The organism is Rhodococcus sp. 11-3 (assembly GCF_023704055.1).
In the GTDB taxonomy this organism is placed as follows: domain Bacteria; phylum Actinomycetota; class Actinomycetes; order Mycobacteriales; family Mycobacteriaceae; genus Rhodococcus; species Rhodococcus aetherivorans.
Genome location: NZ_CP080406.1, coordinates 648,277 through 665,660 on the forward strand (window position 1 = coordinate 648,277; position 17,384 = coordinate 665,660).

Genomic DNA, 17,384 nt, shown 5'->3' on the forward strand with positions numbered 1-17,384 from the left:
CGCGTTCAATTGGATCGAATGCGTGTGACATTCGGCCGCGGCGATCCTGCGGCGCTCAGGACATCGACGGTTCCTGCGACGGCAGGGTGAACACACAACTCTCCCCGGCCCCGAGTTCGCACACCTGGCCGTCGAGACCCACCCGGACGGGGCCGTGGAACCCTTCGGGCTGAGCGAGCACCGTCAACTCGTTGCCGACGATGCGCACCCGCAGTGGCGTGCCCCGGAACCGGATCGAGAAGGACACGCCGTCGAGCCGGTCCACCAGCCGGGGCCGGAACAGCAGCACGCCCTTGTAGACCCGGGCCCCGACGAAGCTGCTCTGGAGCAGGTCCAGCGTGCCGGACATGACCCCCATGTGGATGCCTTCCTTGGTGGTTCCGCCCTGGATGTCACTGACGTCGCTCTCGAGAGCCACCATGAAGCGCTCCCACGAACTGGGCGGGTGGATGTCGGCGAGCACGCCGGCGAACGTGACGTGGCTGAGCGTCGACCCGTGCGAGGTCCGTTGGTCGTAGTACTCGATGGTGCGCCGGGCCAATTCCTGGTCGTACGGATAACCCAGCCGCTCGAACGTCGCGTGCAACTCGTCGTCGTCGAACAGGAAGAACAGCATCACCGTGTCGGCCTGCTTGGCCATCTTGAACCGGTTCGGATCCTCGCCCTCCGCCCGGAGGATGCGATCGAGCCGCTGGATGTTGGGGTAGGCGGCACGGTAGTGCTCCCAATCGAGCTCCTCGAGCTCGTCGTAGCCCTCGAACTGGCTGATGACCCCCTCGTGGAAGGGCACGAACATCCGCCGGCTCATGTCGTCCCACGTGTGCAGCTCCTCGTCGGTCACCGCGAGCTGGGCGAGCAGGGCGCTGCGGCGGCTGGCCGAGAGCGAGTCGAGCACCGACGGCACCGTCGCCATGATCCAGGCCACCATGACGTTGGTGTAGGCGTTGTTGCGCAGTCCGTCCTCGGACGCCCCGGGATGGCGCTCGTGGAACTCGTCCGGCCCCATCACACCGTGGATCTCGTAGCGTTCGCGCTCGGGGTTGAAGTGGGCGGTCGACGCCCAGAATCGGGCGATCTCGAGCATGAGCTCGGCGCCGTAGTCGGCCAGGAACTCCGTGTCGTCGGTCGCCTGCAGGAAACGCCACACGTTGTAGAAGATCGCCGCGTTGACGTGCCGTTGATTGCGGCTGAGGTCTGGATCCCACTGTCCGGAAAGGGGATTGAGATGGACGGCCTGGGTCTCCTCGGTGCCGTCGCTGCCGCTCTGCCAGGGGAACATCGCACCGCGGTATCCGGCCTCCTCGGCCGCGGCCTGGGCCTCCGACAACCGTCGGTACCGGTAGAGCAGCAGGCTCCGGGTCACCTCCGGCATCCGCAGGTTCAGGAAGGGGTAGATGTACATCTCGTCCCAGAACACGTGCCCCCGGTAGGCCTCCCCGTTGAGGCCCCGCGCCGGCACCCCGACGTCGTGCCGCGCCGTGTGCCGGGAACAGACCTGCAGCACGTGCGCCACGTGGAGCCGCAGCAGCAGGTGGGCGCGCGGCTCGCTGGGCAGCCGGACGTCGCAGATGTCCCACAGCTCGTCCCACGCCGCCTCGTGCTCGGCGTACGCGGCGGCGAAGTCGGGGTACCGCAGCACGTGCCGGCCGGACGCGGCCAGCGCCTCGGTGATCGCATTGTCCCGGGAGGTGAACAACGAGACCATCTTCTCCACGCGTGTCGGCCGGCCCTCCTCGACATCGAAGCAGAGCACCTGCTGGATGTAGTCCTCCATCTGGTACAGCGAGCGGTCCACCTCCACGGGTCCGTCGTCGTAACCTTCCCCGCGGAAGACCCGGGTGCGTGCGGCCTCGGCGACGTAGATGTCGGACTGGCGGGTCTGCACCCGCAGGGCGATCGTCTCGGTGCCGAACGTGCGCGGGGACACCGGATCCAGATGACGGCCTTCGAGCTGCCGGTAGCGGGCGACGATCTGGTTCGTGACGCGACCGTCCAGCGCGGAGACCACCTCGATCTGCCCCGACCAGTTCTCCGGGACGAGCGTCCACTCGATCCCGGCCTGGTGGCTGTGGGCCATGCTCACGAAGCGGCGGCTCCGCAGCGTCGTCTCCCGCCCGAAGCGGTCCCGGAACCGCAGCTCGCGCATCACCGTGGCGAGCCGGATGTCGTAGGTGTGCCGGTAGGACAGCACGTCGACGTTGTCGAGCCGGACCGCGTCCTGGCCCTCGATGCGCAGCTTGAGGACGAGCCAGTTGGACACGTTGACCAGGTCCTCGTTGAGTACCGGGCGTCCGCCCATGATCGTGGTCTCGCGGTTGTAGATCCCGTGCACATAGGTGCCGGGATAGTGGATGGGGCTCATGTCCTCCCACTCGGCGGTGCCGCGCGTGCAGAAGTAGCCGTTCCCGGTGGAGGTCAGCGCCTCCCGCAGTCCCTCCGACGCGCTGTCGAACCGGTCGTAGTCGAGCTCGAACTTCGGCTCCTGCACGACGTTCCCTCCCGGACTCCCGTGGCGTGGTCCGCGATCACCGCGCCAGTGCGGTCAGAAAGCGCTCCACCTCGTCGACGGAGGAGAGCACGAACTCGGCGGCCGTGGTCCGGCCTGCCATCTCCGGATCGTCCGCCCGGCCGACGAGGATGCCGATCCCACGTCCGCGCAGCGCCCGGAAGGCGTCCTCGTCGGTGATGTCGTCGCCCAGGTACACCGGTACGGTGTCGGCGGAGTCGAGGTCGAGCACCTCGATCAGGTACAGCACGGCTCGGCCCTTGTCCCAGTCGACGGCGGGCGCGAGCTCGTACACCATCTTCCCCGGGGTGACCTTCAGCTCGCCGCGGTACTCGGCGAGCAGCCCCTGCACGACCGTCGCGATCCGGTTCCGGTCGGCGGGTTCGGCGAGCCGGTAGTGCACGGCGACCGACGCCCGTTTGGGCTCCACCAGCGCCCCGGGGATCGCCCCGATCTCGGTGCGGAGCCGGTCGGTCACCGCCGCGACGAGGTCCGCGAACCGGGCGACGCGGTCGTCGGAGACGGAGCCGCGTTGCGGGGTCCAGATGTCGAAGCCGTGGCTGCCGGCCACCACCAGGTCGTCGATACCCATCAGCTGCTGCACCACCGCCCGGTCCCGGCCGGTGACGACGCATACCGGGCAGCGTGACGCGAGTTCCCGGACCACGGTGCGCATGCCGTCCGAGATCACCGCGTCCTCCGGTCGCGGCACGATCGGGGTGAGTACTCCGTCGTAGTCCAGGAACACCGCCGGCCGGCACTCCGCCAGCCGACGGGTCAGGCTTTCGTTCCCCAGCGCGCGAGGCAGATCGCGGACCGAAGTTTCCTCCATCATCGGGGCACCCCCTGTGGCGCGGCGGACGCCGCGCCTGCGGCACGGCCACGGTCTACCCTTCCACTGTAGGACCGTGTCGTGGGACGAGGGGGGTATCCCGTCCGTACCCGCGGTACGGGTGTGGGCACTACGACGGCCCGCGGGTTCGTAGACTTCAGCCATGACGTCCGGCGCAATGTTCGACCCCGCCGACGTGCAGCGCGCCGTTGCGGCACTGCACACGCCGGACATCGACCGGTGGGCCCACCGCTTCGAACTGTTGTCCGACGTGAACCGGCTGCGCTTGTTGCTGTGCCTGCACCACGCACCGGGCATCTGTGTCACGGACCTTGCCGCAGCCTTGGAGATGACCGGCACCGCGGTGTCCCACGCGCTGCGCCTGCTGCGCAACCAGGGCTGGGTGGCTGCGGAGCGTGAGGGTCGTATGGTGCGGTACCGCCTCGTGGACGAGACGGTCCACGAGTTGCTGCATTCGATCGGCGCGACCCACCAGCACGCCGGGCACACGCACCCGGACCGTGACCACGCCGCCCCGGAGAACGGAAGCATCTGATTCCGCGTCCCCGGGGCGGGCCCGCGGCCTATCGTGAAGACGAGCCCGTGAGGTGGGCGGAGTGGGGCCGCGATGCATGAATTGTCGATCGCGCAGAGCGTGGTGGATGCGGTGTGCGAGCACGCCGGCGACCGTCGCGTGCACAGTGTGCGCGTCGCGGTGGGAGCGCTGTGTGCCGTGATCCCCGACTCGATGCTGTTCTGCTTCGAACTGGTCACGGTGGGCACCGTCGCGGAAGGTGCACGGTTGGACATCGAGACGCCCGCCGGTGTCGGGCACTGTCGGGGCTGCGGGTCCGAGTTCGCATTGTTCGATCCGATTCTGTTGTGCTCCTGTGGAAGTGCCGATGTCGAAGTGCGGTCGGGCCGCGAGCTTCGCATCGTGTCGATGGAGGTGAGCTGAAGCGATGTGTGCCACCTGTGGCTGTGACGACGAGGCGGGGCCGCGGATCACGGTGCCGCACGCGCACGACCTTCCCCACGGCCATGAGCACGGCCCCAGTCACGACCTTCCCCACGGCCACGGCCACGGCCACGAGCACGGACACGGACACGGGCACGACAGTGCGCCGGTGCAGACCGAGACCGTCACTCTCGAACAGCAGGTGCTCGCGAAGAACGACCTGCTCGCCGAGCGTACGCGGGGGTGGCTCGCGGGTCGCGGCGTGACGGCGATCAACGTGATGAGTTCGCCGGGGGCCGGCAAGACCACCCTGCTCGAACGAACGATCCGTGAGCTGTCCGGCTCTGCGCCGATCGCGGTGATCGAGGGCGACCAGGAGACCCTGCTCGATGCCGAGCGTATCCGCTCGACGGGATGCGCCGCGGTGCAGGTCAATACCGGTGCCGGATGCCATCTCGACGCGCAGATGATGCACGACGCGCTCACCGCCCTGGATCCGGCTCCGGGAACGCTGTTGTTCGTGGAGAACGTGGGGAATCTGGTGTGCCCGGCCCTCTTCGATCTGGGGGAGCAGGCCAAGGTGGTGCTCATCTCGACGCCGGAGGGAACGGACAAACCGCTCAAGTATCCGCACATCTTCGCGGTCGCCGATCTTGTCGTCGTCAACAAGGTCGACCTGCTGCCGTACGTCGACTTCGAACTCGAAACCTGTGTCCGCTACGCCGGATCGGTCAACCCCGGCGTTGAGGTGCTCGCGGTGTCGGCCACCACGGGGGAGGGCATGCAGGCGTGGTACCGCTGGATCGCCGACCGCCGGTCGGGACGATCATGATTCGTTGACATCCCTCCGGAACGGGGCGTTAATAGAGAAAGCGCCGCGCAAGTGGGCCGAGGGTCGACTCCTGCGGCGCAGGAGCGTGGGGCGCTCCGGAAGGTGGTCGGCATGCCCACACCCGAGGCCCAGGCGGCCGAAGAGGCCTTGATCCACGTGTTGTGGATCAACGCCGGGCTCAGTTGCGACGGCGATTCCGTGGCTCTCACCGCCGCCACGCAACCCAGTGTGGAAGAGATTGCACTCGGCGCGCTGCCGGGGCTGCCGAAGGTCGCGGTGCATTGGCCGCTGATCGATTTCGAATGCGGCCCCCAGGGTGGTGCGGACGACTTCCTCGAATGGTTCCGCAAGGCGGACCGCGGCGAGCTCGAGCCGTTCGTGCTGGTGGTCGAGGGTTCGATCCCCAACGAGAAGCTGCACGACGAGGGGTACTGGTCCGGCTTCGGCAACAACGAAGAGACCGGGCAACCGATCACCACCAGCGAGTGGCTCGACCGGCTGGCGCCGAAGGCCACGGCGATCGTCGCGGCGGGCACCTGCGCCACGTACGGCGGCATTCACGCCATGGCCGGTAACCCGACCGGCGCGATGGGCGTGCCCGACTACCTGGGCTGGGAATGGAAGTCGAAGGCGGGTATCCCGATCGTGTGCGTGCCGGGATGCCCCATCCAGCCGGACAACCTGTCCGAGACGCTGACCTACCTGCTGTACCAGGCGACGAATCAGGCGCCGATGATCCCGCTGGACGAGGCGCTGCGGCCGCAGTGGCTGTTCGGCATCACCGTCCACGAGGGCTGCGATCGCGCCGGGTACTACGAGCAGGGCGACTTCGCCACGGAGTACGGCTCCCCGAAGTGCATCGTGAAGATCGGCTGCTGGGGGCCGGTTGTCAAATGCAATGTCCCCAAACGGGGTTGGATGAACGGAATCGGCGGATGCCCCAACGTCGGGGGTATCTGCATCGGCTGCACGATGCCCGGCTTCCCGGACAAGTTCATGCCGTTCATGGACGAGCCGCCCGGGGGGAAGCTCTCGACGCGGGCGGTCGGCGTGTACGGCTCGGCCGTGCGGCAGCTGCGGAGCCTGACGAAGAGCACATTGGACAAGGAGCCGTCCTGGCGTACGCCCGGTACGGAACTCACCACCGGCGCGACCCGTACCTGGTAGTCCCGCCCCGAGAGAGGCAGCCCGATGACAGCCACCGTCCCCGATCCCGCCGCCGGCAGCAACCTGGTGGAGATGGCGTGGGATCCGATCACCAGAATCGTGGGCAGTCTGGGTATCTACACGAAGATCGACTTCGCGAACCGCGAAGTGGCCGAATGTCACAGCACCTCGTCGATCTTCCGTGGCTACTCGCTGTTCATGAAGGGCAAGGACCCGCGCGACGCGCATTTCATCACCAGCCGCATCTGCGGCATCTGCGGGGACAACCACGCCACCTGTTCCTGTTATGCGCAGAACATGGCGTACGGCGCCAGGCCGCCGCACCTCGGTGAGTGGATCGTCAACCTCGGTGAGGCCGCGGAATACATGTTCGACCACAACATCTTCCAGGAGAACCTGGTGGGGGTCGACTACTGCGAGAAGATGGTCTCCGAGACCAATCCGGGGGTGCTGGCGAAGGCCGAGAACACCCGCGCCCCCCGGGCGGACCAGCACGGCTACCGCACGATCGCGGACATCATGCGCTCGCTCAACCCGTTCACCGGCGAGTTCTACCGCGAGGCACTGCACGTGAGCCGCTCGACCCGGGAGATGTTCTGTCTCATGGAGGGTCGCCACGTGCACCCGTCCACCCTGTACCCGGGCGGTGTCGGCACGGTCGCCACGATCCAGCTGATGACCGACTACCTGACCCGGCTCATGCGCTACGTCGAGTTCATGAAGAAGGTCGTGCCCATGCACGACGACCTGTTCGACTTCTTCTACGAGGCGCTGCCGGGGTACGAGAAGGTGGGGCTGCGGCGCACCCTGCTCGGGTGCTGGGGTTCGTTCCAGGACCCGGAGACGTGCAACTTCGCCTACCGGGACATGGAGGACTGGGGCCGGAAGATGTTCGTCACCCCGGGGGTGGTCGTCGACGGCAAGCTGGTGACGACCTCGCTGGTGGACATCAACCTGGGCCTGCGCATCCTGCTCGGCTCCTCGTACTACGAGGACTGGACGGATCAGGAGATGTTCGTGAAGACCGATCCGCTGGGCAATCCTGTGGACCGTCGCCATCCCTGGAACCAGCACACCAATCCGAGACCACAGAAACGCGATCTCGAGGACAAGTACAGCTGGGTGATGTCGCCCCGCTGGTTCGACGGCACCGACTACCTGGCCCTCGACACCGGAGGCGGGCCGCTGGCCCGGCTGTGGTCGACGGCGCTGGCCGGGCTCGTCGACATCGGCTACGTCAAGTCCACCGGGTCGAGCGTGCAGATCAACCTCCCCAAGACCGCGCTGAAGGGGCCGGTGACGTTGGAGTGGAAGATCCCGCAGCACGGCAGCAACACCCTCGAACGCAACCGGGCCCGCACCTACTTCCAGGCCTACGCCGCGGCGTGCGCCCTGCACTTCGCCGAGAAGGCGCTGGTGGAGATCCGGGCCGGGCGCACCAAGACCTGGGAACCGTTCGAGGTCCCCGACGAGGGCATCGGCTGCGGGTTCACCGAGGCGGTGCGCGGCGTTCTCTCGCATCATCTGGTGATCCGCGACGGGAAGATCGCCAACTACCATCCGTATCCGCCGACACCGTGGAACGCCAGCCCGCGCGACAGCTACGGCACACCCGGCCCGTACGAGGATGCGGTGCAGGGGCAGCCGATCTTCGAGGAGAACGACCGCGAGCACTTCAAGGGCATCGACATCATGCGCACCGTGCGCAGTTTCGACCCGTGCCTGCCCTGCGGGGTGCACATGTACCTCGGAGACGGGAAGACCCTCGAGAAACTGCACTCGCCGACCCAGTCGGTCACCGGGGAGTGACGGATGGAGCGATGGCGGGAGTCGGGTGAACGTATCGAGGCACTGCTGGACGCGAGCTCCGCGGCCGGGCCGGCGGCGCGCGAACGGGCCGAGGACCTGGTCCGGGAGGTGATGGGACTCTACGGGGCGGGACTCGCCGGAATCTGCGACGCGCTGGCCCGGTATCCCGGCGCGATGGACGACCTGGCCCGCGACGACCTGGTCGCCAGCCTGCTGCTGATCCACGGGCTGCACCCGCACGACGTGGAGACCCGGGTGCGCACGGCGCTGGACGGGGTGCGCCCGTACCTCGGGTCGCACGGCGGGGACGTCGAGCTGGTCGCGATCCGCGACGACGTGGTCCGGTTGCGTCTGCTCGGCAGCTGCCACGGATGCCCGTCGTCGGCGGTGACCCTGGAGCTGGCCGTGCAGGACGCGGTGCGGGCGGCGGCGCCGGAGATCACCGAACTCGAGGTCGAGACCGCCGGGTCCACGGGGCAAGGACTCATTCCCGCGGCGGCGCTGTTCACCCGGGTGCATTCCGATGTTCGTGGAACATGGTGTGCGGCGCCGGAACTCGACGAGATCCCGGAAGGTGAGGTCGGCGGCTTCGTCGTCGCCGGCCTGCCGGTTCTGGTGTGCCGCGTCGCCGGTGAGCTCCTCGCCTACCGGGACCGGTGCCCGGTCTGCACCCACGCGTTCGCCGGCGCGGCGCTGCACCGGCGGGCCGGGGCCGGGGCGGACGCGGCGGTGCTGCGGTGCCCGACCTGTGCGGCGCACTTCGACGTGCGCGGTGCCGGGGTCCGGCTCGACGCGGGCGACGAACACCTCGAACCGGTGCCGGTGCTGGTGCGGGACGGCGTGCTGTCGGTGGCCGTGCCCGCCGGGGTGGCGTGATGCCGTCCCCCTTCGAGGTCCTGCAGCGCATCGCCGCACCTCGGCCGGCGGGGGAGCGCTGCGAGATGTGCGCCGTGGGCATCGGCGACGGGCACGGGCACGTCGTCGACGTGCAGGCACGCCAGCTGATGTGCGTGTGCCGGGCCTGCTGTCTGCTGTTCACCGATCCCGGGGCGGAACTGCGCTACCGGGCGGTGCCGGAGCGGTACCTGTCCTTCCCGGAGTTCGCGCTCACCCCCGGCGCCTGGGCGAGCCTCGAGATCCCGGTGAACCTGGCGTTCTTCTTCCGGAATTCGACCCTGGGCCGGACCGTCGCGTTCTATCCCGGCCCGGCCGGCGCGACCGAATCGGAGCTGCCGCTCGACGCCTGGGAGGCGCTGTGCGGCGGCAACCCGTCGCTCCTGCCCCCGCTGCCGGACGTCGAGGCGCTGCTCGTGCGGGTTCCGCGACGGGGCGCCGCCGACTGTCATCTGGTGCCCATCGACGCCTGCTACGCGCTGGTCGGGCGGCTGCGACGGGTCTGGCGCGGCTTCGACGGCGGCACCGATGCCCGTGCCGAGCTCGACGCCTTCTTCGCGGAGGTCGCCCGGCGGAGCCGTCCCGTCCCGGCGAGGGGGCAGGCGTGACCGCTCTGGACTTCACGGTCGTCGACATCGCTCCCGAACCGTATGCCGCCACCCCGAGCCTCTCGGCGCGCCTCCGGATCCGGGAAACCACGGGTGCGCCGGTGCACAGCGTGGCGCTGCGCTGCCAGGTGCGCCTGGAACCGGCCCGCCGACGCTACGGTCCGGACGCCGAGGCCGCCCTGGGAGACCTGTTCGGCACCCGCGACCGGTGGGGCAGCACCCTCTCCTCGTTCGCGTGGTTGCAGACGTCCACGATGGTGCCGGGCTTCGCCGGCGAGTGCGAGACGGCACTGCCGCTGCCGTGCACGTACGACTTCGAGGTCGCGGCCGCCCGGTATCTGCACGCCCTCGGCGACGGCGCGGTGCCGCTGCTGCTGCTGTTCAGCGGGACGGTGTTCGGCCGCGGCGGCGGCGGGGTGGCTGTCGAGCCGGTGCCGTGGGATCGCGAGGCCCGCTACGACCTGCCGGTCTCGGTGTGGCACGAGATGATCCGCAGCCACTTCCCCGGCACCGGGTTCGCCCGCATGGGGCACGACACGCTGGCCGCGCTGACCCGGTACAAGGTGGCGCACGGGCACACCGATCTCGACGCGGCGGTCACCGAACTGCTCGCCGCGGCCGAGGCGAGGCCGGCCGCGGCGACCGGCGCGGGGGAGGCGGCGTCGTGACCGTGCAGGGACAGGCTGATCGGGTGCGAGCGGTGGCCGACGCTGTGCTGTACGAGGGGTATCTGTTGTACCCGTACCGGGCGAGTTCCCGTAAGAACCACTCCCGCTGGCAGTTCGGTGTGCTCGGCCCGCCCGGCGCCGCCGCGGGGATCGGCGAGGAGCCGGCGCTGGCCACGCAGTGCGTGCTGCGCCCACTGCGCGCCGACGCCACGATCGACGTGGTCGTGCGGTTCCTGCAACTGCAGACCCGCACGGTGCAGCGCCGCGACGGCGACGACTACGTCACCGTGGCCGAACTGACCGTCGCGGGCCGCTCGTGGATCGGGTGGGACGAGGCCGTGGAATGCGAGATTCCCCTCGGGCCGCTGCCGGTCACCGAACTCGCCGTCCCGCGTATGGTTCCGGTCGCCGTTCCCGGCGGTGCGGACATCGAACTGCTCACCGCCGCGGACGGTGCCGTCACCGGCCGGGTGGTACGCACGCGGTGGCCGGTGCACGCCGTCGTCCGCGTGGAGCGGGGCCCGTCCGCCGGAACCGGTGCGGCGATGCGCCTGGATCTCGCCGTCGAGAACACCGGCGACGCACCCGTGGACGCCGCCGACGCGCTGCGACGATCGCTGATCGGGGCGCATCTGATCCTCGCCGCCCGCGGCGGGCGGTTCGTCTCGCTGCTCGAGCCGCCCGCCGACGTCGCCGGCCTCGCGGACGAGTGCGCACACACCCGGTGTTTCCCGGTCCTCGCCGGCGACGCCGACCCCGCCACACCCGGCGAGTCCGCCACGCTGCTGGTGTCCCCGATCATCCTGTACGACCATCCGCAGGTCGCCGAGCAGAGCGGCGGGGACCTGTTCGACGCCACCGAGATCGACGAGATCCTCACCCTGCGGGTCCTGACCCTGACCGACGAGGAGAAGGCCGAGGCGCGGGCCACCGACCCCCGGGCCGCGCAGATCGTCGAACGCTGCGAGACGATGACCCCCGCCGAGATGCAGGCCCTGCACGGCATCCTGCGGGACCCGCACCGCGAGGGCGGGCTGATTCCAGAACTGCCCGACGGCGTCGACTGGTGGACCCCCGAGGCGGACACCAGCGTCCGGCCCGAGACGGACGGGGTGCTGATCGGCGGGATCCGGGTCGCGCAGGGCAGCCTGGTGCGGCTGCACCCGTCGCGCCGGGCCGACGCGCAGGACCTGTTCTTCCGGGACCGGGTGGCGCGCGTGGCCACCGTGCACGCCGACGTCGACGGCGAGACCCACGTCGGGGTCGTCCTCGTCGACGATCCGGCCGCGGACCTGCACGACTGGTACGGGCGCTACCTGTACTTCGCGCCCGACGAACTCGAGCCGCTCGGGAGGAAAGAGGAGCCATGAGATTCATCGGAATGCTGGCCACCGCGGCACTGGCCGCCGCGGTGATCGGCGGGGTGGTCGTGACGGTGCAGTCGCTGCCGGACATCCAGCGGTACCTGCGGATGCGCAGGATGTGACGTGGTGCGGATCCTGGTGGCGGGCATCGGCAACATCTTCCTCGGCGACGACGGCTTCGGCCCCGAGGTGGTGCGGCGGATCCCGGCCGACATACCCGGAACCCGGGTGGTGGACTACGGGATCCGCGGCATGCACCTGGCCTACGACCTGCTCGACGGGTGGGACGCGCTCGTGCTCGTCGACGCCGTCCCCGGCGCCGGCGAGCCGGGCGCCGTGCGGGTCTTCGAAGCCGACACCGCCACGCGGGGACCGGCGGGAATCGACGCGCACGCCATGGACCCGGCCGCGGTGTTCGCGAGCCTCGAGGCGCTCGGCGGGCAGGCGCCCCCCACCGTGGTGGTGGGCTGCCAGGTGGCGGCGGTCGAGGAGGGCCTCGGGCTGTCCCCGGCGGTCGCCGCGGCCGTCGGCCCGGCCGTCGATGCCGTCCGGCGCACCGTGCGCCGCCTGCATGCGCAGGCGCCGCCGGCGGGAGCCGCGGCCGCCGGGGACGAGGGCTGAGCGGTGTGCCTCGGCATCCCGGGACGGGTGATCCGGCGGCTCGACGGCTACGCCGGGCAGCTCGCCCTCGTCGACGTGGCCGGCGAGGAGCGCAAGGTGAACGTCGGCATGCTCGACGACCCGGACCTCGCGCCCGGCGACTGGATCGTCATCCACATGGGCTTCGCGATGGATCGGGTCGACGAGGCCGGCGCGCGGCGCGCGATGGAAGGGCTCGAACTGATGGGACGGCCCCGGGACGAACCGGGAGCGGCACCGTGAACCCCGTGGCCGAGCGACGGCGCCTGGTGGTGCGTGGCGTGGTGCAGGGCGTCGGCTTCCGGCCGTTCGTCGCCGGGCTGGCCCGCGAGTTGCGCCTGGGCGGGTACTGCGGCAACGACGACTCCGGGGTGTTCCTCGAGATCGAGGGTGCCGCCGCGGATCTGGACGAGTTCACCCGCCGCCTGCGCGACGACGCACCGCCGCTGGCCGTGCTCGTCGACGTGGCCGCCGCCCCGCGAATGCCGCGCGGCGAGGACGACTTCCGCATCGTCGAGAGTCACCACGCGGACGGGGCGCGCACCCTGGTCCCGCCGGACGTGGCGACGTGCGCCGACTGCCTGCGCGAGCTGAACGATCCCGCCGACCGGCGCTACCGGCATCCCTTCGTCAACTGCACCCACTGCGGGCCCCGCTACACGGTGATCACGGACCTGCCGTACGACCGGCCGGCGACGACCATGGCCCGGTTCCCCCTGTGCCCGAGTTGCGCCCGCGAGTACACCGATCCCACGGACCGCCGCTACCACGCCCAGCCGATCTGCTGCCCGGACTGCGGGCCGCGGATCTTCGCCGTACGCGACGGCCGCCGGATCGACGGAGACGCGGAGGTGCTGGCCACGGTGCAGGCGGCGCTCGCCGCCGGGGACATCGTGGCGGTCAAGGGACTCGGCGGCTTCCATCTCGTGTGCGATGCCACGAACCCCACCGCGGTGAACCGGCTGCGGGAGCGGAAACACCGGCCGGACAAGCCGTTCGCCGTGATGGCGCCGGACGTCGCGGCCGTCGCCGCGGTGTGCCTGCTGTCCGCGGCCGGGCAGGCCGTGCTCACCGCGCCGGCCCGGCCGATCGTGTTGCTGCGGGCCCGTCCCGGCGCGGCCGTCGCCGACGCGGTCGCACCCGGACTCGACGAGCTCGGGGTGATGCTGCCGTACACGCCGCTGCACCACCTGTTGTTCGCGCCGGTGCCCGGGCACGGGAACGATGTGCCGCGGCTGCTGGTGGCGACGTCGGGAAACCTGTCCGGTGAGCCTCTCTGCTTCCGCAACGACGATGCCCTGGCCCGGCTCGGCGGCATCGCCGATCTGTTCCTGATGCACGACCGGGACATCGCGGTGCCGTGCGAGGACTCGGTGGTCGCGGTCGCCGACGGCGTGGAACTGCCGCTGCGGCGCTCACGGGGATTTGCGCCGATGCCGGTGCTGCTCGGCGGCGCGGCGCCGGTGGTCCTCGCGGTCGGCGCCGAGGTGAAGAACACCTTCTGCCTGACCCGGCAGGACTACGCCTTCTGTTCGGCGCATCTCGGGGACATGGGCACGGTGGAGAGCCGGCGCGCCTTCGAGGCGTCGGTCGCGCAGCTGACCGCCCTGCACCGCGTCACCCCCGAGGTGGTGGTGGCCGACGCGCATCCCGGCTACGCGACCCGGGAGTGGGCCGAACGCTACTGCGAGGACCACGACGTCGAGCTGCGCGCAGTGCAACACCACCACGCGCACGTCGCGTCCCTGCTCGCCGAGCATGGCCGGCTCGGTACCCCCGTGCTGGGGATCGCGTTCGACGGCACCGGATACGGCTGCGACCGCACCGTCTGGGGCGGGGAGCTGCTGCTGGTGGGAACGGATCCCTGCGACGCCCGGCGCGCCGGGCACCTGCGGTCGTTCCCGCTGCCCGGCGGCGACGTCGCCGTGCGCACCCCGGCCCGGGTCGCGCTGGCCGTGCTGCGGGAGGCCGGCATCGAGGAGATCGAGGACCTGCCGTGCGTGAGCGCGCTCGGTGCCGCCGAACGCGCCCTGGTGGACTCGCAGCTGGCGTCGGGCGTCGGCTGCGTGCGCACCACCAGCGCCGGCCGGCTGTTCGACGCGGTGGCCTCCGTGCTGGGGGTGCGGCACCGGATCAGCTACGAGGCGCAGGCCGCGATCGAACTCGAGGTGCTGGCGCGCACCGCCACGGATGCCGCGCCGGTGCATTCGTCGCTGCGGGGGGACGAGCTGGACTGGGCCGGCACGCTGGCCTGCCTCGTCGCCGGCGTCCGGCTCGGGGTCCCCGCCGCGGACCTCGCGGCAGGCTTCCACCGTGCGCTGGCATCGGCAACAGTGCGGTTGGCGGCCCGGATCGCCGATGCGGCGGAGGTACGCACCATCGGCCTGACGGGCGGCGTGTTCCAGAATCGGCTCCTGCTGGGCATGGTCCGAACTATGCTGCAGGACAGAGGGTTCGAGGTGCTGACACACAGGCGGGTGCCGCCGAACGACGGTGGCCTGTCGCTGGGGCAGGCCGCGCTCGGTGCCGCGTTCGCACGCGGCCGGGCCGTGGACCCTGCCGGGACGGGACGAGCGCGATGACATCGACACACGACACCGAGCCGATCGGCGCGGAACTCGCCGCCGACCTCGCCGCGACGGCGCTGAGCCTGGCCCGCCGGTTCCATGCCGGGGCGACCCTGTGGGTGGTGTCCCCGCAGTGGGAGCCGCACGCCCATCACGTGGCGGTCGAGTTCGTGCACCCCGTGATCATGGGTAAACGGGCGTTGCCGTCGGTGTCGCTCGTGGAGCCGGACCCGGTCGCCCAGTGCCGGGTCGCCGCCCGCCCCGGCGACGTCATCCTGGCGGTCGCCTCCGCCGATCAGCCGGCCGTGCGCGAGATCGCCCGGCGCGCACCCGCGTGGGGCACCGACACCATCTGGATCGGCTCCGGTCCGCGGCCCGCGCCCGGTGCGGCCACCCACGTGCTGTGGGTGGACTCGGACGATCCGATGGTGCCCGCCACCGGGCGGTTCGTCCTGCTGTACCACCTGCTGTGGGAACTGACGCACGTGTGCTTCGAGCATCCAGGCCTGCTCGCCGACCCGGGCTGCACCGACGAGGTGTGCGTGACCTGCAGCGACGAGGGCCGGCTCGGCGAGGTGATGTGGCCGGCCGACGACACCGGCGCCGCGCCGGTGCGGACCGCGGCCGGCCGGGAGCGGGTCGACGTCTCCCTCCTCGGCGACGTCACGCCCGGCGACCTGGTGCTGGTGCACGGCGGCGTCGCCCTCACCAGACTCGACGCGCCGGAACTCGATGCTGGGGCACTCGATGAGGGGGAACGGCTGTGAGCACCGAACCGGACGGCACCGACTTCCTGTACCCGTTCATCGACGCGCAGGAGCACGACGCCACCGCCCTGTTGCGCGACCTTGCGGAATCCGCCCGCGGCAAGGCGGCCGACAGCGCGCGTCTGCAACGGGCTTCGCTGGACGAATGGGGCGAGGACCTCGTCGCGGCGGGGCAGCGCATGGCCGAGCGTTTCGCTCGCGGCGGCCGGCTCTACACCTTCGGCAACGGCGGCAGCTCCACCGACGCGGCGACCCTGGCGACGCTGTTCAGCCGGCCGGCCCGGGGACGGCCGGTGCCGGCCTGGTCGCTCGCCGCGGACCAGGCGGTGGTGACGGCGCTCGGCAACGACGTCGGATTCGAGCTGATCTTCTCGCGGCAGATCATCGCGCACGCGCACGGCGACGACGTCGCGATCGCCCTGTCCACGTCCGGCAACTCCGACGACCTGATGACGGCGCTGGCGGAGGCGCGGCGGCGGGGACTGCTCACCATCGGATTCGCGGGGCACGACGGCGGCCGGATGGCCGCCACCGACGATCTCGACTTCTGCTTCACCATCCGCTCGCAGAGCATCCACCGGATCCAGGAGAGCCACGCCCTGATCGGGTACCGGCTGTGGTCGGCCGCGCAGGAACATCTGGCGCGCGCGGAATCGGCGACGGGAGGCGGACGGTGAGCACATCGGCCGAACGCGAGGACCGGGTCCTCGAACGGATCGAGGCGTTCCGGCGGCGCCGGCCGCGCCTGCGCGACACCGTGATCTCCCTCTCGCACGGCGCCGGGGGCAAGGCGTCCGCGGCACTGGTGGATTCGGTGTTCGTCGAGGCCTTCCGCAACACCGAACTCGAGCAGCTCGGCGACGCCGCCACCGTGCGCCTCGACTCCGGGGAGAGACTGTCGTTCTCGACGGACTCGTTCGTCGTCAAGCCGCTGTCGTTTCCGGGCGGCTCGATCGGGCACCTCGCCGTGCACGGCACGGTCAACGACCTCGCCGTGTCGGGCGCGCGGCCGCGGTGGCTGTCCGCGGCGTTCGTCATCGAGGAGGGCTTCGAGATCGCGCGGCTGCGCGAGATCGTCGCCGACATGGCTGCGGCCGCCACCCGGTCCGGGGTCGAGATCGTCACCGGCGACACCAAGGTGGTGGGCCGGGGCGCCGCCGACGGTCTCTACATCAGCACCGCCGGGGTCGGCCTGGTTCCCGCCGGGCGCCGCCTCGGGGCCGACCTGGTGCGCCCCGGCGACCGCGTGCTGATCTCGGGGACGCTCGGCGACCACGGCATGGCGGTGCTGCTGGCCCGCGGCGACCTGGCGATCGAAGCGGACATCGCCTCCGACACGGCGCCGGTGCACGAGCTGGTGGCGGCCCTGCTCGCAGCCGCGCCGTCGACCCGGTGGATGCGTGACCCCACCCGCGGTGGCGTCGGTACCGTCTGCAACGAGCTGGCGCAGGCCACCGGCCTGGCGGTGGTGCTCGACGAGGCCGCGCTGCCGATCCGGCCGACGGTGACCGGGGCGTGCGACATGCTCGGCATCGACCCGCTGTACGTCGCCAACGAGGGCAAGTTCGTCGCGGTCGTCGCCCCGGACGAGGCGGACGCCGCCCTCGCCGCACTGCGGGCGTGCCCCGGCGGCGGCGACGCCGCGGAGATCGGGGAGATCCTGGCCGAACCGGAGGGCATCGTCGCGTTGCGTACCGCGTTCGGGGGCAGCCGGATCGTGGACATGCTCGTGGGCGATCCGCTGCCCCGGATCTGCTGAGGTGAGGAGAGACG

At 70.9% G+C, this 17,384-nt stretch carries 18 protein-coding genes; 16 read left to right on the forward strand and 2 right to left on the reverse strand.

Features of this window, described 5'->3' with window-relative positions; all coding sequences use genetic code 11:
- Positions 1 to 55: 55 nt before the first annotated feature.
- Together KZJ41_RS02935 and otsB are read right to left on the reverse strand one after the other, a co-directional pair.
- Positions 56 to 2,488, reverse strand: a complete 2,433-nt coding sequence (locus KZJ41_RS02935; RefSeq protein WP_006942004.1) for a glycoside hydrolase family 65 protein — start codon at positions 2,486 to 2,488, stop codon at positions 56 to 58.
- A gap of 37 nt (positions 2,489 to 2,525) precedes the next feature.
- Positions 2,526 to 3,338, reverse strand: coding sequence for a trehalose-phosphatase (gene otsB / locus KZJ41_RS02940; protein ID WP_050034495.1), 813 nt, complete (start codon positions 3,336 to 3,338; stop codon positions 2,526 to 2,528).
- 178 nt (positions 3,339 to 3,516) lie between these two features.
- Here otsB and KZJ41_RS02945 point away from each other — a divergent pair, with 178 nt between their 5' ends.
- The 16 genes from KZJ41_RS02945 to hypE all read left to right on the forward strand — a co-directional run bounded on the left by KZJ41_RS02945 (position 3,517) and on the right by hypE (position 17,370).
- Complete coding sequence (locus KZJ41_RS02945) at positions 3,517 to 3,894, forward strand: metalloregulator ArsR/SmtB family transcription factor (protein WP_006942001.1); 378 nt, start codon at positions 3,517 to 3,519, stop codon at positions 3,892 to 3,894.
- Positions 3,895 to 3,966: 72 nt separating this feature from the next.
- Positions 3,967 to 4,296 (forward strand): hydrogenase maturation nickel metallochaperone HypA, encoded by a 330-nt coding sequence (locus tag KZJ41_RS02950; RefSeq protein WP_161995087.1) that lies wholly within the window; start codon positions 3,967 to 3,969, stop codon positions 4,294 to 4,296.
- 4 nt (positions 4,297 to 4,300) lie between these two features.
- Positions 4,301 to 5,128 (forward strand): hydrogenase nickel incorporation protein HypB, encoded by an 828-nt coding sequence (hypB, locus tag KZJ41_RS02955; protein ID WP_251550150.1) that lies wholly within the window; start codon positions 4,301 to 4,303, stop codon positions 5,126 to 5,128.
- 111 nt (positions 5,129 to 5,239) lie between these two features.
- Complete coding sequence (locus tag KZJ41_RS02960; RefSeq protein ID WP_029547180.1) at positions 5,240 to 6,295, forward strand: hydrogenase expression protein HypE; 1,056 nt, start codon at positions 5,240 to 5,242, stop codon at positions 6,293 to 6,295.
- Positions 6,296 to 6,319: 24 nt separating this feature from the next.
- Positions 6,320 to 8,104, forward strand: coding sequence for a nickel-dependent hydrogenase large subunit (locus KZJ41_RS02965; RefSeq protein ID WP_029547181.1), 1,785 nt, complete (start codon positions 6,320 to 6,322; stop codon positions 8,102 to 8,104).
- A gap of 3 nt (positions 8,105 to 8,107) precedes the next feature.
- On the forward strand, positions 8,108 to 8,980 hold the full coding sequence (locus KZJ41_RS02970; RefSeq protein WP_029547182.1) for a NifU family protein: 873 nt from the start codon (positions 8,108 to 8,110) through the stop codon (positions 8,978 to 8,980).
- Complete coding sequence (locus KZJ41_RS02975) at positions 8,980 to 9,606, forward strand: DUF5947 family protein (RefSeq protein ID WP_065923103.1); 627 nt, start codon at positions 8,980 to 8,982, stop codon at positions 9,604 to 9,606. The genes KZJ41_RS02970 and KZJ41_RS02975 overlap by 1 nt, the downstream gene beginning before the upstream one ends.
- Positions 9,603 to 10,274 carry a DUF6084 family protein gene (locus KZJ41_RS02980; protein ID WP_029547184.1) on the forward strand — a complete coding sequence of 224 codons (672 nt, stop codon included), beginning with the start codon at positions 9,603 to 9,605 and terminating at the stop codon, positions 10,272 to 10,274. The genes KZJ41_RS02975 and KZJ41_RS02980 overlap by 4 nt, the downstream gene beginning before the upstream one ends.
- Complete coding sequence (locus KZJ41_RS02985; RefSeq protein WP_251550152.1) at positions 10,271 to 11,644, forward strand: hypothetical protein; 1,374 nt, start codon at positions 10,271 to 10,273, stop codon at positions 11,642 to 11,644. The genes KZJ41_RS02980 and KZJ41_RS02985 overlap by 4 nt, the downstream gene beginning before the upstream one ends.
- Positions 11,641 to 11,760 carry a hypothetical protein gene (locus KZJ41_RS28570; protein WP_006941977.1) on the forward strand — a complete coding sequence of 40 codons (120 nt, stop codon included), beginning with the start codon at positions 11,641 to 11,643 and terminating at the stop codon, positions 11,758 to 11,760. Before KZJ41_RS02985 ends, KZJ41_RS28570 begins: the two co-directional genes overlap by 4 nt.
- A 1-nt stretch (position 11,761) precedes the next feature.
- Entirely contained in the window at positions 11,762 to 12,259 is a 498-nt protein-coding gene (locus KZJ41_RS02990; RefSeq protein ID WP_251550154.1) for a hydrogenase maturation protease, read from the forward strand.
- 3 nt (positions 12,260 to 12,262) lie between these two features.
- Positions 12,263 to 12,520: a HypC/HybG/HupF family hydrogenase formation chaperone gene (locus tag KZJ41_RS02995; protein ID WP_006941975.1), complete on the forward strand. Its 258-nt coding sequence runs from the start codon at positions 12,263 to 12,265 to the stop codon at positions 12,518 to 12,520.
- Positions 12,517 to 14,859 (forward strand): carbamoyltransferase HypF, encoded by a 2,343-nt coding sequence (gene hypF, locus KZJ41_RS03000; RefSeq protein WP_084648674.1) that lies wholly within the window; start codon positions 12,517 to 12,519, stop codon positions 14,857 to 14,859. The genes KZJ41_RS02995 and hypF overlap by 4 nt, the downstream gene beginning before the upstream one ends.
- Positions 14,856 to 15,611 (forward strand): HypC/HybG/HupF family hydrogenase formation chaperone, encoded by a 756-nt coding sequence (locus tag KZJ41_RS03005; RefSeq protein ID WP_006941967.1) that lies wholly within the window; start codon positions 14,856 to 14,858, stop codon positions 15,609 to 15,611. The genes hypF and KZJ41_RS03005 overlap by 4 nt, the downstream gene beginning before the upstream one ends.
- The gene (locus KZJ41_RS03010; RefSeq protein WP_006941965.1) at positions 15,608 to 16,288 is read left to right on the forward strand and encodes an SIS domain-containing protein; all 681 of its coding nucleotides are present in this window, start codon (positions 15,608 to 15,610) and stop codon (positions 16,286 to 16,288) included. The genes KZJ41_RS03005 and KZJ41_RS03010 overlap by 4 nt, the downstream gene beginning before the upstream one ends.
- Entirely contained in the window at positions 16,285 to 17,370 is a 1,086-nt protein-coding gene (gene hypE / locus KZJ41_RS03015; protein WP_006941964.1) for a hydrogenase expression/formation protein HypE, read from the forward strand. The genes KZJ41_RS03010 and hypE overlap by 4 nt, the downstream gene beginning before the upstream one ends.
- The last annotated feature ends 14 nt before the right edge of the window (positions 17,371 to 17,384 follow it).

Excerpts from the sequence above, each read along its gene's own strand:
- otsB (WP_050034495.1), bottom strand. The coding sequence starts at position 3,338 with ATGGAGGAAACTTCGGTCCGCGATCTGCCTCGCGCGCTGGGGAACGAA.
- KZJ41_RS02945 (WP_006942001.1), top strand. The coding sequence starts at position 3,517 with ATGTTCGACCCCGCCGACGTGCAGCGCGCCGTTGCGGCACTGCACACG.
- KZJ41_RS02950 (WP_161995087.1), top strand. The coding sequence starts at position 3,967 with ATGCATGAATTGTCGATCGCGCAGAGCGTGGTGGATGCGGTGTGCGAG.
- hypB (WP_251550150.1), top strand. The coding sequence starts at position 4,301 with ATGTGTGCCACCTGTGGCTGTGACGACGAGGCGGGGCCGCGGATCACG.
- KZJ41_RS02960 (WP_029547180.1), top strand. The coding sequence starts at position 5,240 with ATGCCCACACCCGAGGCCCAGGCGGCCGAAGAGGCCTTGATCCACGTG.
- KZJ41_RS02965 (WP_029547181.1), top strand. The coding sequence starts at position 6,320 with ATGACAGCCACCGTCCCCGATCCCGCCGCCGGCAGCAACCTGGTGGAG.
- KZJ41_RS02970 (WP_029547182.1), top strand. The coding sequence starts at position 8,108 with ATGGAGCGATGGCGGGAGTCGGGTGAACGTATCGAGGCACTGCTGGAC.
- KZJ41_RS02975 (WP_065923103.1), top strand. The coding sequence starts at position 8,980 with ATGCCGTCCCCCTTCGAGGTCCTGCAGCGCATCGCCGCACCTCGGCCG.
- KZJ41_RS28570 (WP_006941977.1), top strand. The coding sequence starts at position 11,641 with ATGAGATTCATCGGAATGCTGGCCACCGCGGCACTGGCCGCCGCGGTG.
- KZJ41_RS03005 (WP_006941967.1), top strand. The coding sequence starts at position 14,856 with ATGACATCGACACACGACACCGAGCCGATCGGCGCGGAACTCGCCGCC.